Origin of the sequence: Arcobacter cryaerophilus gv. crypticus, assembly GCF_002993025.1 — a bacterium.
Lineage (GTDB): Bacteria > Campylobacterota > Campylobacteria > Campylobacterales > Arcobacteraceae > Aliarcobacter > Aliarcobacter cryaerophilus_B.
On record NZ_NXGI01000014.1, the window covers coordinates 15,687 to 29,537 of the forward strand.

Annotated in this window: 13 protein-coding genes; 11 read left to right on the top strand and 2 right to left on the bottom strand. The window is 28.8% G+C overall.

The annotated features are described in order from the left end of the window. The first annotated feature begins 89 nt into the window (after window positions 1-89). Genes CJ670_RS07105 through CJ670_RS07115 form a run of 3 tightly spaced genes read left to right on the top strand, consistent with a single transcriptional unit; the run spans window position 90 to window position 3,719 of the window. Window positions 90-944, top strand: coding sequence for an NgoPII family restriction endonuclease (locus CJ670_RS07105; protein ID WP_105939439.1), 855 nt, complete (start codon window positions 90-92; stop codon window positions 942-944). Window positions 945-954: 10 nt separating this feature from the next. After that, window positions 955-2,715 (top strand): AAA family ATPase, encoded by a 1,761-nt coding sequence (locus tag CJ670_RS07110; protein WP_105939440.1) that lies wholly within the window; start codon window positions 955-957, stop codon window positions 2,713-2,715. Beyond that, window positions 2,712-3,719: a DNA cytosine methyltransferase gene (locus tag CJ670_RS07115; RefSeq protein WP_105939441.1), complete on the top strand. Its 1,008-nt coding sequence runs from the start codon at window positions 2,712-2,714 to the stop codon at window positions 3,717-3,719. Before CJ670_RS07110 ends, CJ670_RS07115 begins: the two co-directional genes overlap by 4 nt. A 30-nt stretch (window positions 3,720-3,749) precedes the next feature. Here CJ670_RS07115 and CJ670_RS07120 read toward each other — a convergent pair whose 3' ends face one another. Further along, window positions 3,750-4,067 carry a cupin domain-containing protein gene (locus CJ670_RS07120; protein ID WP_105939442.1) on the bottom strand — a complete coding sequence of 106 codons (318 nt, stop codon included), beginning with the start codon at window positions 4,065-4,067 and terminating at the stop codon, window positions 3,750-3,752. 205 nt (window positions 4,068-4,272) lie between these two features. Here CJ670_RS07120 and CJ670_RS07125 point away from each other — a divergent pair, with 205 nt between their 5' ends. From CJ670_RS07125 to CJ670_RS07160, 8 genes are all read left to right on the top strand, one after another. Then, complete coding sequence (locus CJ670_RS07125; protein WP_105939443.1) at window positions 4,273-5,544, top strand: O-acetylhomoserine aminocarboxypropyltransferase/cysteine synthase family protein; 1,272 nt, start codon at window positions 4,273-4,275, stop codon at window positions 5,542-5,544. 6 nt (window positions 5,545-5,550) lie between these two features. Further along, on the top strand, window positions 5,551-5,964 hold the full coding sequence (locus tag CJ670_RS07130; protein ID WP_105911795.1) for an RrF2 family transcriptional regulator: 414 nt from the start codon (window positions 5,551-5,553) through the stop codon (window positions 5,962-5,964). 76 nt (window positions 5,965-6,040) lie between these two features. Further along, on the top strand, window positions 6,041-6,973 hold the full coding sequence (gene cysK, locus CJ670_RS07135; RefSeq protein WP_105939444.1) for a cysteine synthase A: 933 nt from the start codon (window positions 6,041-6,043) through the stop codon (window positions 6,971-6,973). 30 nt (window positions 6,974-7,003) lie between these two features. After that, window positions 7,004-7,234, top strand: a complete 231-nt coding sequence (locus CJ670_RS07140; protein ID WP_105911793.1) for a DUF2061 domain-containing protein — start codon at window positions 7,004-7,006, stop codon at window positions 7,232-7,234. 7 nt (window positions 7,235-7,241) lie between these two features. After that, a complete protein-coding gene (locus tag CJ670_RS07145; protein ID WP_105939445.1) occupies window positions 7,242-7,943 on the top strand; it encodes a phosphoadenylyl-sulfate reductase in 702 nt (233 codons plus the stop codon). A 314-nt stretch (window positions 7,944-8,257) separates the two neighbouring features. Then, window positions 8,258-9,169, top strand: a complete 912-nt coding sequence (gene cysD / locus CJ670_RS07150; RefSeq protein WP_105939446.1) for a sulfate adenylyltransferase subunit CysD — start codon at window positions 8,258-8,260, stop codon at window positions 9,167-9,169. Window position 9,170: 1 nt separating this feature from the next. Beyond that, window positions 9,171-10,565, top strand: coding sequence for a sulfate adenylyltransferase subunit CysN (gene cysN, locus CJ670_RS07155; RefSeq protein WP_105939447.1), 1,395 nt, complete (start codon window positions 9,171-9,173; stop codon window positions 10,563-10,565). 10 nt (window positions 10,566-10,575) lie between these two features. Then, the gene (locus CJ670_RS07160) at window positions 10,576-11,655 is read left to right on the top strand and encodes a sulfite reductase (RefSeq protein WP_105939448.1); all 1,080 of its coding nucleotides are present in this window, start codon (window positions 10,576-10,578) and stop codon (window positions 11,653-11,655) included. A 95-nt stretch (window positions 11,656-11,750) separates the two neighbouring features. Here CJ670_RS07160 and CJ670_RS07165 read toward each other — a convergent pair whose 3' ends face one another. Next, window positions 11,751-13,667, bottom strand: coding sequence for a TIGR03768 family metallophosphoesterase (locus CJ670_RS07165; protein WP_105939449.1), 1,917 nt, complete (start codon window positions 13,665-13,667; stop codon window positions 11,751-11,753). Between the last annotated feature and the right edge of the window lie 184 nt (window positions 13,668-13,851).

The window sequence follows — 13,851 nt, forward strand, 5'->3', positions numbered from 1 at the left end:
GTATCAAAAGTTGGATTTATTTCATTTTGTAATATTTTTTATATTGTAATTTTGTTTAGGGTATAATTTAAAAAAATTTAGGGAAAATTATGAGTAATATTCTAAAAGCATTTATCAACACAATAAACAGTTATCAATCAAATGTTTCAACTCTAACAAATGGAAATAATCGAGCAAACAATATGGGAGCTGGACTTGAAGAGTTTATCAAAGATATTTTTGCAGGAACGATAAATGAGGTAAATGAACAAAATAGATTAACTATATTTTCACAAATTTACTCTTATAGTGGAAATAAAAATAATCCACCAGATTTGATTTTAAAAAATAGTGATGCAATAGAAATCAAAAAATTAGAATCTCATAACACTGCAATAGCACTAAATAGCTCATATCCAAAAGCAAAACTTTTTTCTGATAGTTCAATGATTACAACCGCTTGTAGGAATTGTGAAGAAAACTGGACTGTAAAAGATATGCTTTATGTGATAGGTAATGTTCCAAAAAATACAAATAGTTTAAAATCTTTATGGTTTGTATATGGGGATTGTTTTTGTGCAGATAAAGAAGTGTATGAAAGAATAAAAGACACTATTTCAACTGGTATCACAACTATCCCAAATGTAGAATTTACAGAAACTAATGAACTTGGAAAAGTAAAAAAAGTAGACCCACTTGGAATTACTGATTTAAGAATTCGAGGAATGTGGCGTATCGAAAATCCTACAAAAATATTTAATTATCTTTATAGATATGATGAAACAAAATCTTTTCAATTTGTTTGTTTGATGAAAAAAGAAAAATATGAATCAATGCCTTTGGAAGATAGACAAATAATAGAAAATTTTAATAATCAAAATGTTAGTGTAAATGATGTGAGAATAAAAAATCCGAATAATCCTGTTCAATTGATGGATGGGAAATTGTTAGTGTTTAAAATATAAAGGGGATCTTATGTATTTAAAGCATATTGGAATTAAAAATATTGGACCAATTGATGAATTATCAGTAGAATTACCTTTTGATGTGAACAATAAACCAAAACCTATTTTATTTGTTGGTGAAAACGGCACAGGTAAAACAGTTTTACTTTCTCAAATTATTGATAGCTTATATGAAATTGGTAGTGAATTATTTCAAGATATTGGGAAACATCATAGTCAAGGACGAAGTTATTACAAAGTTTCCGGAGGACAAAATTTAAAAATAGGAAAGACAGAAGGTTTTTCGATTGTACAATTTCAAGATTTCAATAATCAAACAATAGAATGTTTTGATAAAATTGGGAACGTAACACATAATGACTTTAAATTACTTAACAATAATTTTATATTAACTCCGAATAATAAAAATGATAATCAAAAAATATCTACACAACTAAATGAATCTATTAAAGAAAAACTTGAAATTGAATGGAAAACAAGTATTCACTTTTATCAACCTGCATATAGATATGAAGAGCCCTTTTGGAAAAATGATGTTTTTTCTGATATTCAAAGATTTGAAGAACAAAAAAGGTATTCAAAGACATATGGTAGAGAACTAGAGATAATATCTTCAACAAAAGAAAATAAATCATATATTATGGATTTAGTGTTAGATTTTTCTATCAACAAAAATGATGTATTAAGTATCGCAACTTGGACTAATATAAATGATATTATAAGGAAAATAAAACAAAAGAATAATATTCGGTTTGGTATAGGACCAAGGGGTCAGGGAAGTAGAATCAGCATTATAGAGCTAGACGCTCAAGGAAATGTACATAAAGACATATTAAAAAGTATTGATAGTTTATCTTTAGGTGAATCAATATTATTAAATTTATTTGTAAATATAATAAGGCATGGTGATACACCGCCAAAATTAAGCCAACAAATAAAAGGTATTGTAATTATAGATGAAATAGATGTGCATCTTCATACTGATTTACAAAATAAAGTTTTACCAGTATTGATTAAACTTTTCCCATTAGTACAATTTATTATAACAACACACTCTCCATTGTTTATTTTGGGTATGAAAAAAGAATTTGGTGAAGATGGTTTTGAGTTAAGAAATATGCCTAATGGTGAAAAAATTTCAACAGAAAGATTTTCTGAATTTGAAAAGGCATATAAAGTTTTAAATGAAACTAAAAAATTTGATGACGAAATAAGCTCTAGAATTAAAGATACTCAGAAACCTATGGTTTTTGTTGAAGGTGATTATGATATACGATATATAAGAAAAGCTTGTGAACTTTTTGGGAAAACGGATTTGTTTAGCAGTTTTGAATTTTTTGATGCAGATGGATACAACAATTTAAATAAAATTTGGGAACATAAAACTAATTTATGGAATGCACTAAGTCAAAAGTTACTATTACTTTATGATTGTGATACAAAAATCTTAGAAGCTCAAAGAGAAAAAATTTATAAAAAAATAATTCCATTTCAGAGTGAGAATTACTTTGATAGAGGCATTGAGAATTTATTTTCAAAAGAGACAATAGAAAAAGCTATCGAATTTAAACCTGCTTTTGTTGATATAACTGAAGAAAGTAGTAAAACAGTTAGAGGAATAAAAGAAGTCATACCTAAAAAATATGATGTTAATAAAGATGAAAAAGGCAATTTGTGTAAATGGCTTTGTGAAGTTGGAACAAATGAAGACTTCAAAAATTTTGATAAAGTTTTTGAAATTTTAGAGGACTTTTTAGGAAACTTTCAATGAACATAATCTCCCTATTCTCAGGTGCTGGTGGGTTAGACTTAGGTTTACATCAAGCAGGATTTAACACTATTTGGGCAAATGAATACGATAAAGAAATTTGGGAAACATTTGAGACAAATTTTTCAGATACAAAACTTGATAGAAGAAGTATTGTAAATATTCTATCAAATGAAATCCCCGATGCTATTGGACTTATTGGCGGACCTCCTTGTCAAAGTTGGAGTGAAGCTGGAAGTTTAAGAGGAATAAATGACAAAAGAGGACAGCTGTTTTTTGAATTTATCAGAGTTTTAAGAGATAAAAAACCTCTTTTTTTCTTGGCTGAAAATGTTTCAGGAATGTTAGCTTCAAGACATAGTAATGCGTTGGAAAATATCAAAAACCATTTTATTGAAAGCGGTTACAACTTATCTTTCAAACTTTTAAATGCTTCTGATTTTGGAGTGGCTCAAGATAGAGAAAGAGTATTTTTTGTGGGATTTAGAAATGATTTAGATATAACTTTTAAATTTCCAAAAAAACTTAATCATAAAAAAACACTCAAAGATGTAATTTGGGATTTAAAAGACAATTCAACAATTCCCGATGAAAAAAACTACACTTTAAATTCTTGTGAAGTTTTAAATCATGAATATATGTTGGGTGGATTCTCTTCTATGTATATGTCAAGAAATCGTGTTAGAAGTTGGGATGAACAGTCATTTACAATCCAAGCAGGTGGACGACACGCACCACTTCACCCACAAGCTCCTAAAATGGAAAAAGTTGGAAAAGATAAACAAGCTTTTATAAGTGGATGTGAACATTTATACAGAAGATTAAGTATTAGAGAGTGTGCGAGAATACAATCCTTTCCTGATAATCATAAATTTTGTTACAAAAATTTAAGTGCTGGGTACAAAATGGTCGGAAATGCAGTTCCACCTACTTTGGCATTTCATTTGGCAAAAGAGATTATGGAAGTTTTAAAAGAAAAATTAGATAAAAAAGAAAAAGCTTCATGAAAATATTTGTAGTTGGGTAAATTCACTCAACTAATAAAAAACTGCAAACCAAATAGTTGGTTCATCAAGGCTTGTAAATTTAACTCTATGTTTTTTAAAAGCCTCTATATTTAAACAATCACCTTTTTTAAGTTCCACTTCAAAATCCTCAAACTCAAGTATTGCAAAACCTTCAAGAAGCAAAATATACTCACTTTTTTCTTGTTCATACCAAAAATTTTTTGGTGAACTTTGTCCATTTGATACAATTTTTTCTATTTTTATTTTATCATTTTTAAAAATATGAAAAAATTTCTCTTCACTTTTATCTACTGGAATTTCATCAAAAATATTATATTTTTCTATCAATTTATCTTCTTAATTATTGATTTTTTGGTATTCTAACAAAAAAATACTTAAGTAGTTTATAATAGTTGATTAAATTACTTTAGATACTTCAATAGGCCTATAAATACTATATCCATATAAATTTGATTAAAAAGCTTGACATTGTAAAAAAAAAATATTATAATTCCAACATATTTAAACTTGATTAATTTAAAAAGGATAGAAAATGCAAAAAGATACAATTGCAATTCATGCAGGTTATGACAAAAAAAGTGGAAATGGCGAGATGGCAATTCCTATTTCTCAAACAACAGCTTATGCATTTAGAGATAGCGAACATGCAGCAAATTTATTTGCACTAAAAGAGTTAGGACCTATTTATACAAGATTAAATAACCCTACAAATGATATTTTAGAGCAAAGATTTGCTCAACTTGAAAATGGAGCTGCTGCACTTGCAACTGCAAGTGGTGCTAGTGCTGTTTTTTACTCAATTGCAAATATAGCAGAAGCTGGAGATAATATTTTAATCTCTGATAAACTTTATGGTGGAAGTGTAACTTTGTTTCATTTTACTTTAAAGAGATTTGGAATTAGTGTAAAAACATTCAAAAGCGATGATGCTAGTGATTTAGAGTCTTTAATTGATGATAAAACAAAAGGTATATTTTTTGAATCTCTTTCAAATCCTCAAATTGCAATTCCAAATATTGAAAAAATAGTTGAAATAGCAAAAAAATATGGAATTATAACTATTTGTGACAATACTGTTGCAACTGCTAGTTTATTTAATCCTATTTCTTGGGGTGTTGATATATCTGTTCACTCTACAAGCAAATATACAAGTGGAAACGGAACAGCACTGGGCGGAGTTATAGTTGAAAGAGATAATTTAGCAGAATTTTTCAAACAAAATAGTGCTAGATACCCTCAGTTTACAACTCCAGATGCTTCTTATCATGGACTTGTTTATACAGATGTTCCGCTTCCAAACTTTTGTTTAAGAGCTAGATTATCACTTTTAAGAGATATTGGAGCAACTCCTGCACCATTTAACTCATGGCTTTTAATTCAAAGTTTAGAGACTTTAAGTCTTAGAGTTGAAAAACACTCAAGCAATGCTTTAAAAGTTGCTGAGTTTTTACAATCACACAAAAAAGTAAAAAAAGTTAGTTACCCAGGATTAAAAGGTGATAAATATTATGATAAAGCACAAAAATATTTCAAAAATGGACTTGCAAGTGGTTTAATATCATTTGAAGTAAGCAGTTTTGAAGAGGCTAAAAAAGTTATTGATAGTGCAAAACTATTTAGTGTTGTTGTAAATATTGGAGATAGCAAATCTTTAATAGTTCATCCAGCTTCTACAACTCACTCTCAAATGAATGAAGAAGAGCTAAAAAAAGCTGGAGTTAATCCAGTTACAATTAGATTGTCAATTGGACTTGAAGATACAGCTGATTTAATTGAAGATTTAAATCAAGCATTAAACAAGTAGTTTGATATGCCATTGATTTCAACAAAGGGGGTGTATGGTTTGACAGCTATTTATGAGTTAAGCAAACATAAAGATGATACTCCCATGCAAATAAAGGATATTTCAGCAAATGCCTCTATTCCTCAAAATTACTTGGAACAGCTTTTAAGTAAACTAAGACGTGCTGATTTAGTAACAAGTACAAGAGGAGCTAGAGGTGGTTATCTTTTGGCAAAAAGTGCAAAAGAGATAAAAATAGTTGATATTTTAGTTGCTCTTGAAGATGATATTAAAATTGTAGATTCAAAAGTTGATAATCCAATTTTAAATCTTCTTTTTGAAGAGTCAAAAGAGAAAACAAAAAAGATTTTTGATTTAACTTTGGCTGATTTAGATAAGTACGAAGGTAAATATAACGAGTTTTTACATTATAATATATAATAGGTTTTTCTCTAAGAGAATTTAACGATTTAATAAAAGTAACAATAGATTTAAAAAGATTTGAAAGGAATACAATATGAAATATGCGAATAATGTAACAGAATTAGTAGGAAACACTCCATTAGTAAAACTACAAGATGCAAGTAATGTAAGTGGAGCTACAGTTTTAGGTAAATGTGAATTTATGAATCCAAGTTCTAGTGTAAAAGATAGAATTGGAACAAATATGATAAAAGTTGCTCTTAAAGATGGTCTTATAAATAAAGACTCTACTTTAATAGAACCAACAAGTGGAAACACTGGAATTGCACTTGCAAGTGTTAGTGCTGCTTTAGGATTAAAACTTGTGCTTGTAATGCCAGCTTCAATGAGTGTTGAAAGAAGAAGACTTCTTCAAGCTTTAGGTGCTAAATTAGTTCTTACTCCTGCTGAAAAAGGGATGAAAGGTGCTATTGAAAAAGCTAATGAGATAAAAGAAGAGACTCCAAATTCAATTATTTTACAACAGTTTCAAAATGCTTCTAACCCAGCAATACATAGAGAAACAACAGCACAAGAGATTTTAAAAGATACAGATGGAAAAATTGATATTTTTATAGCTGGTGTTGGAACAGGTGGAACTTTAACAGGTGTTGGTGAAGTTTTAAAAGCTCATAACCCAAATATAAAAATAATTGCAGTTGAGCCAGAAGCAAGTCCTGTTTTAAGTGGTGGAAACCCAGGACCTCATAAAATTCAAGGAATTGGAGCTGGATTTGTACCAGACGTTTTAAATACAAAGATTTATGATGAGATTATCAAAATATCAAACGATGATGCAATTGAAAGCTCAAGAGAGTTAGCAAAAACAGAAGGACTTTTAGTTGGAGTATCTTCAGGTTCAAATGCTCTTGCGGCAAAAATTGTTGCTTCAAGACCAGAAAATAAAGGTAAAACAATAGTTACAATTCTTTGTGATACAGGTGAGAGATATTTAAGCTCTGGTTTATATGACTATATAGAAGAATAATTCTTCTATATAGACTTTTTTAGGAAATATATGCACGAAAAACCATATAGATCGGTCGCAAAAGCAATATCTTGGCGAACGGTTGGAACACTTGATACTTTTATAGTATCTTATTTTGTAACAGGGAATTTAGTTATGGCGGCTTCAATTGGTACAATTGAAGTTATTACAAAGATGATTTTATACTATTTTCATGAAAGAGCTTGGAATAGAATAAAATTTGGTACAGTAAAACCAACAGAAAACGACTATCAAATTTAGGATTTTTATGAGTTTAGAAAAAGTAAAAGATATTGAAGATAAAATTATATCTTTAAATACAAGTGATTTAATCAAATATGTATTAAAAAATCATAATAATGTAGCTTTAAGCTCAAGCTTGGGTGCAGAAGATCAAGTATTGACAGATATGATATTTAAAGTAGATAAAAACAGTAGAGTATTTACTCTTGATACTGGAAGATTACACAGTGAAACTTACAAAGTTTTAGATGAGACAAATTTGAAATATGGTGTAAAAATAGAAGTTTTTTTTCCAAAATTTGAAGATGTTGAAAACTTGTATAAAACTCAAGGTGTAAATGGTCACTTTGAAAGTATTGATAATAGAAAAAACTGCTGTAATATAAGAAAAATCGAGCCTTTAAAAAGAGCCTTAAAAGATGTTGATATTTGGATTACAGGTTTGAGAGCCTCTCAAAGTATTACAAGAGAAACTATGCCAATAGTTGAGTGGGATGAAAATTTTAAAGTAATAAAACTAAATCCACTTATAAATTGGAGTGAAGATGATGTATGGAATTATATAAAAGCAAATAAAGTTCCATACAATAAACTTCACGATAATGGTTTTCCAAGTATTGGCTGTGAACCTTGTACAAGAGCTATAAAAGATGGTGAAGATATAAGAGCTGGAAGATGGTGGTGGGAAAACCCAGAACATAAAGAGTGTGGGCTTCATAAGAAATAATATATTTATTTTGCTTTATATTAAGCTTTAATTCTTTATTTCATACTTTTTAAAAAGTATGCAAAATCGGAACACGGTTGCCTTTTTAGGGATTTTTTCAATAATTTTCTAAAAATGAAAAACTTGCAAACTAAAGTTTGCTTCAAACAGTTTCATTTTTTTAACGAAATTTATCTCAAAAATCTTTTTCCTAAAAAGACAAAGTGTTCCTTGCTAAAGCAGTGGAATTGCCTATCGGCAATAATTTTTTATATCCAAAGGAGAATAAGAATTAGCCTTTGGCAAAAATAATTTATTTAAAAGGAAAAAATTAAATGTTAGATACAAAACAACTAACACATTTAAAACAACTTGAAGCTGAATCAATTCATATTATTAGAGAGGTTGTTGCAGAGTTTGATAACCCTGTTATGATGTATAGTGTTGGAAAAGATTCAGCTGTAATGCTTCATTTAGCACTAAAAGCATTTGCTCCTGCAAAGTTACCATTTCCACTTTTACATGTGGATACTTTATGGAAATTTAAAGAGATGATAGAGTTTAGAGATAAAAGAGCAAAAGAGGAAGGATTTGAACTTTTAGTTCACACGAACCCTGAAGGTATTGCTATGAATATTAGCCCTTTTACTCACGGAAGCGCAGTGCACACTGATATTATGAAAACTCAAGGACTAAAACAAGCTTTAAATAAATATAAGTTTGATGCTGTTTTTGGAGGAGCAAGACGTGATGAAGAGAAATCAAGGGCAAAAGAGAGAATCTATTCATTTAGAGATAAAAATCACAGATGGGATCCAAAAAACCAAAGACCAGAACTTTGGAATATCTACAATGCAAGAGTTCATAAAGATGAGAGTATTAGAGTTTTTCCACTTTCAAACTGGACAGAACTTGATATTTGGCAATATATCTATTTGGAACAAATTCCAATAGTTCCACTATATTTTGCAGCTTCACGACCAGTAGTTCTTAAAGATGGTGTAAAAATAATGGTAGATGATGAAAGAATGCCAATTGAAAAAGATGATGTTATAAAAGAAGAGATGGTTAGATTTAGAACTTTAGGATGTTATCCACTAACAGGTGCTGTAAATTCAACTGCAACAACTCTTGAAGAGATAATAAAAGAGATGCTTCTAAGTCGTACAAGTGAGAGACAAGGAAGAGTTATAGACAATGATAGTGCTGGGTCTATGGAGAAGAAAAAAATAGAAGGGTATTTTTAAAATGGAAAAAATTGATGATATAAAAGCTTATTTAAAAGAGCATGAGAATAAACAGCTTCTTAGATTTATAACTTGTGGAAATGTTGATGATGGAAAATCTACTTTAATTGGAAGATTACTTCATGATAGTAAAGGGATTTTTGAAGATCAGCTTGAAAATATAAAAAAAGATAGTAAAAAAAACAATAATACAAACAATGAGTTTGATTTATCACTTTTAGTAGATGGTCTTCAAAGCGAGAGAGAGCAAGGTATTACTATTGATGTTGCATATAGATACTTTACAACTCCAAAAAGAAAGTTTATTATTGCTGATACTCCAGGTCATGAGCAATATACAAGAAATATGGCAACGGGAGCTAGTACTGCAAACTTAGCGATTATTTTAATAGATGCAAGATATGGTGTTCAAACTCAAACAAAAAGACACTCTTTTATAAATAAGCTATTAGGAATTCAACATATTGTTGTAGCAGTTAATAAAATGGACTTAATGGATTTTAGAGAAGATGTTTTTAATAAAATTAAAGAGGATTATCTTAAATTTGCAAAAGAGTTGGGACTTTCTAGTAATATAACTTTAATTCCATTATCTGCTTTAAATGGAGATAATGTAGTTGAAAGAAGTGATAAATCGCCTTGGTATAAAGGTCAAACTTTAATAGAGCATTTAGAAAATGTACAAATTGATAGTGATAGAGATTTAACACATTTTAGATTTCCAGTTCAATATGTAAATAGAGCTAACCTTGATTTTAGAGGATTTTGTGGAACAATTGCTAGTGGAGTTATAAAAGTTGGAGATGAAATAACAGTTTTACCTTCTAAAAAAAGCTCAAAAGTAAAAGAGATTGTAACTTATGAAGGAAATATTCCTTATGCATATGCACAACAAGCAATCACTCTAACACTTGAAGATGAGATAGATATTAGTCGTGGAGATGTTATTGTAAAAAGTGATGAACAAGCTGATGAGGCAAATAATTTTGATGTAGATGTTGTGTGGCTTAGTGAAGATCCACTAATAAAAGGAAAACAATATTTTATAAAAAGAGCAACAAGCACAACAGTTGGAACTATTAGTCAGTTTTATTATAAAACAGATGTAAATACTTTAGAAAGAAGTGCAACGAATACTTTAAATTTAAATGAAATTGCAAGAGCAAAACTTGATTTAGAGCAAATAATTGCATATGACATATATGATAAAATAAAAACTATGGGAAGCTTTATAATAATAGATAGAGTTACAAACAACACTGTTGGTGCTGGAATGATTAGAGCAAAATCAAGTGATCAAAGCAAAAAAGATAGCTCTTATAGTGCTTTTGAGATTGAGTTTAATTCACTTGTGAGAAAACATTTTCCGCACTGGGAGTGCAAAGAGATTTTTTAATGGAGTTAAAATGTCAATAAATATAAATATTGAAAAATTAAAAAAAGATATAACTAGTGAAGATATTTTGGCTTTACTATTTTATTATGCTGTTTTTGGAGAAAAAATATCACAAAACGATTTAGAGAGATTTAAGTGGCATGGAATTTATGCAAAAGATGAAAAACAAACAAGTTTTTCTCTTAAAATTCCTTTAAATCTAGGAGAGCTAAATTTATCTCAATTAGAGTCAATATTAAATATTTTAGATACTTTTTCACTATTAAAAATATCTTTTAAAGATGGTCAAAAAATAGAGTTTGATAGTTTAAATTTAAGAGATATTCCAGAGATTTTTAATATTTTAAATAAAGTAGGGCTTTCAAGCTTTTTTGAGTCAAGTCATAGTATAAAAAAAGTTTTGACATGTCCTGTAAATGGTTTAGATACTACACAAATTTTTGATGTAGAAGATTTAGCAAAAAAATTAAATGAAAGCTTTGTAGAGAATAAAAACTTCTTTAATCTTCCAAACAAATTGCAATTTGCAATAAGTGGTTATCGTGAAGGTTGTGATGCTGGATTTACTCCTGATATTAGTTTTAATGCTTTTAAAAATAGCAAAGATAAAATAGTTTTTGATTTAAAAGTTTTGGATAAGGTTGTAGCTCAAATAAGTAGTTCTCAAATAATAAAAACAGCAAGAGTAATAGCTGGTGTATATAGAGATTTTGGAAATAGAGAAAAAAATAGTAACTTTAAAGAGTTTATAAAAGAGTTTACAATTGAGAGTTTTTGTGATATCTTAAGTTCAAATTTGGATATAAAAATAGAAGATAATCAAGCAATAAAAATATTAAATGAACCAAAAAAACCTAGAATGGGAATAAATAAAAGTTCAAAAGATGGTTACTCTTTTATAGGGCTAAAAAGTTTAAAAAAAGAGTTTACTAAAGATGATTTAAAAAATCTAATAGAAAATATGAAAAAATATAGTACAACAAAGTTAAAAATTACTCATAAGTCAAATATTATAATTCTAGATGTTCCAAGTCAAAATAGCCAAAATCTAGCAAACTCTCTTAAAAAAAGTGAATTAGTTTTAGAATAAATAACTCAATTTTTTCAGAGAAACTATAGCTATTATTTGTTTTAATATTTTTATAAATCGTTTCATTATAATAGCTATAGTTTTAAGTTGCGGTACTAGATATTAGGAAATAATTCTTTCATTCTTGCTTCCATTTTTGGTGTAAGTTTTTTCAAAAGCTTAGCATTGTAAGAAGCAATAGTTGGATCAATTGGTCTAATAGTTGGATCTATTCCATCTACATCATATTTTGGATCAGCCCAATCTAATTTTGGATTTAAAGTCATCCCTGTAATTTGTTGAGCAGCGACTGCATATTTGAAACCTTTATATGCAGGAGTTCCTTTTTTTACAGCTGGAGAAACATTTATTGCATCTATTGAAATTGTATAATCACTATTTAAATTTATATCAAACATACGCATTTGTATTGGAAAATCATGTAGTGATGATGTTTCAACATGCCAAAAACTTTTTTCTGGTTCATCATGAACAAAAGCTTTTACAGTATTTACATGTCTATGTCCCGCCATCCACATTAAAAGATTAGGATGACTATGAAGCTCTTTTAACAATCCTTTAAATGTTACTGCATTTTCAATTGTTCCTCCCCGAGTATTTTCATACCAATCCATATATGTATCGTGACCATTGTTGTGCTCTTTATAAGGCATAACTCCAATTGGAATGTGACATGCTATAACCATAAGTTGGTCATTTTTAGTACCATCGGCAAGCTCTTTTTTTAACCAATTCCATCTATCTTCATCTAAGAAAGCACGTCCGTGAATACTTGGATCATTGTCATCTTCTCTTTGTGTATTATCTAGACAAATAACTTTTATAGGAAGATTTGATTTAGGTATGAAACTGTAACAACCAAAATCTATTGATTTATCTCTAGGAGTTAGGTTGAAACCATGCCCTTTGGGTTCAGATGTTGTTTTGAAAAACTCTTTAGTCCATTCTACTTTTGTTAATGATCTTCGTTTTACATCTGGAACTACAGTTGGTGCAGATTTGAAATTTTTAACTAGACCAGCTTTTATAATATCGCCATAAGGATCAGAACCATCTATAACTCCCATATAAAAAAGTTCGGTATCATCTCTTTTAAAAACATTATCTGAATAAAAAAGTAAATCAGGCATCGCTATAACTTTATCATCTACATAGCTTGCTCTTAGGTTAATTTTATTTCTTTTATCATCTAAAGGAATTGAACCCAACCAGAAATGGTCATGATTTCCTATAACTTGATACCATGGAATATTTTTGTTAAGTCCTACTGCTTTATATGGTTTTTGATAATCAATACTATTGGCACCGATATTATTTCCAGAACTTGGTTCAATTATTTGACCATCTAACACGTCTATATACCATCTAGTTTCATTGTACTGTGTACTATTAGAAACATCTCCTAAAGAAATTCCAAAATCTATATTATCTTTTTCATGAAGAGCATTAATTGTTTGAACCATTGCATCTAGAATATGTGTAGAATAAAGCATTCTTGGTGAGTAAATTGATGTAACTTTTGATTCAAAATCCTTACCAAATTTATCCCCAATATAATTTGATGGTTGTAAATAAAGTAACTGAGATGGAGATTCTTTATCTATAATATGAATATCAGTTATTGCAAAAAATTTAAGAAGTTTAGTAGTTTTATTTTTTCTAGGCAACTTATAATCATCTGGCATAATATCATTTCTAACTTCAGCTAAAAGTGGTCCTCCATCTACCCAAACACCGTAACCTTTTTCATCATATTCTCTTATGTTTTTTAGATTTCGTGGTTGGATAATAGATGAAAATTTTTCAGATAACTTAACTGTTTTTTCAAGTGTAGTATATACATTATCTTCAATAGGATATTCAGTAATTTTACTATAATCAATATTACGGCTAGAACAACCACCTAAAGAGATAGCACCCAATGTTATTGATGAATATTTTAAAAAATCTCTACGATTTAGAACACTACTATTTTCTAAAATAGTTTCCTGATTTTTATTTTTAATTGACATTATGTTCCCCTTATTATTTACTTAAATAATATTAACATAATAACTCAACTTTCGCACATAAAAAATCTTCAATTTCTTATATATAAAAGCTATAATAAAGCCCATAAATAGGCACTTTTTGATATAATTTCATCACTACAATCAACTATATAAAGGGCTTTTTTATGGGACTTGATGATTTTAT

Bases quoted from the DNA above. Each gene is read 5' to 3' on its own strand.
- CJ670_RS07125 (WP_105939443.1), top strand. From the start codon at position 4,273: ATGCAAAAAGATACAATTGCAATTCATGCAGGTTATGACAAAAAAAGT.
- CJ670_RS07145 (WP_105939445.1), top strand. From the start codon at position 7,242: ATGAGTTTAGAAAAAGTAAAAGATATTGAAGATAAAATTATATCTTTA.
- cysK (WP_105939444.1), top strand. From the start codon at position 6,041: ATGAAATATGCGAATAATGTAACAGAATTAGTAGGAAACACTCCATTA.
- cysN (WP_105939447.1), top strand. From the start codon at position 9,171: ATGGAAAAAATTGATGATATAAAAGCTTATTTAAAAGAGCATGAGAAT.
- CJ670_RS07105 (WP_105939439.1), top strand. From the start codon at position 90: ATGAGTAATATTCTAAAAGCATTTATCAACACAATAAACAGTTATCAA.
- CJ670_RS07110 (WP_105939440.1), top strand. From the start codon at position 955: ATGTATTTAAAGCATATTGGAATTAAAAATATTGGACCAATTGATGAA.
- CJ670_RS07140 (WP_105911793.1), top strand. From the start codon at position 7,004: ATGCACGAAAAACCATATAGATCGGTCGCAAAAGCAATATCTTGGCGA.
- CJ670_RS07115 (WP_105939441.1), top strand. From the start codon at position 2,712: ATGAACATAATCTCCCTATTCTCAGGTGCTGGTGGGTTAGACTTAGGT.
- CJ670_RS07130 (WP_105911795.1), top strand. From the start codon at position 5,551: ATGCCATTGATTTCAACAAAGGGGGTGTATGGTTTGACAGCTATTTAT.
- cysD (WP_105939446.1), top strand. From the start codon at position 8,258: ATGTTAGATACAAAACAACTAACACATTTAAAACAACTTGAAGCTGAA.
- CJ670_RS07165 (WP_105939449.1), bottom strand. From the start codon at position 13,667: ATGTCAATTAAAAATAAAAATCAGGAAACTATTTTAGAAAATAGTAGT.
- CJ670_RS07160 (WP_105939448.1), top strand. From the start codon at position 10,576: ATGTCAATAAATATAAATATTGAAAAATTAAAAAAAGATATAACTAGT.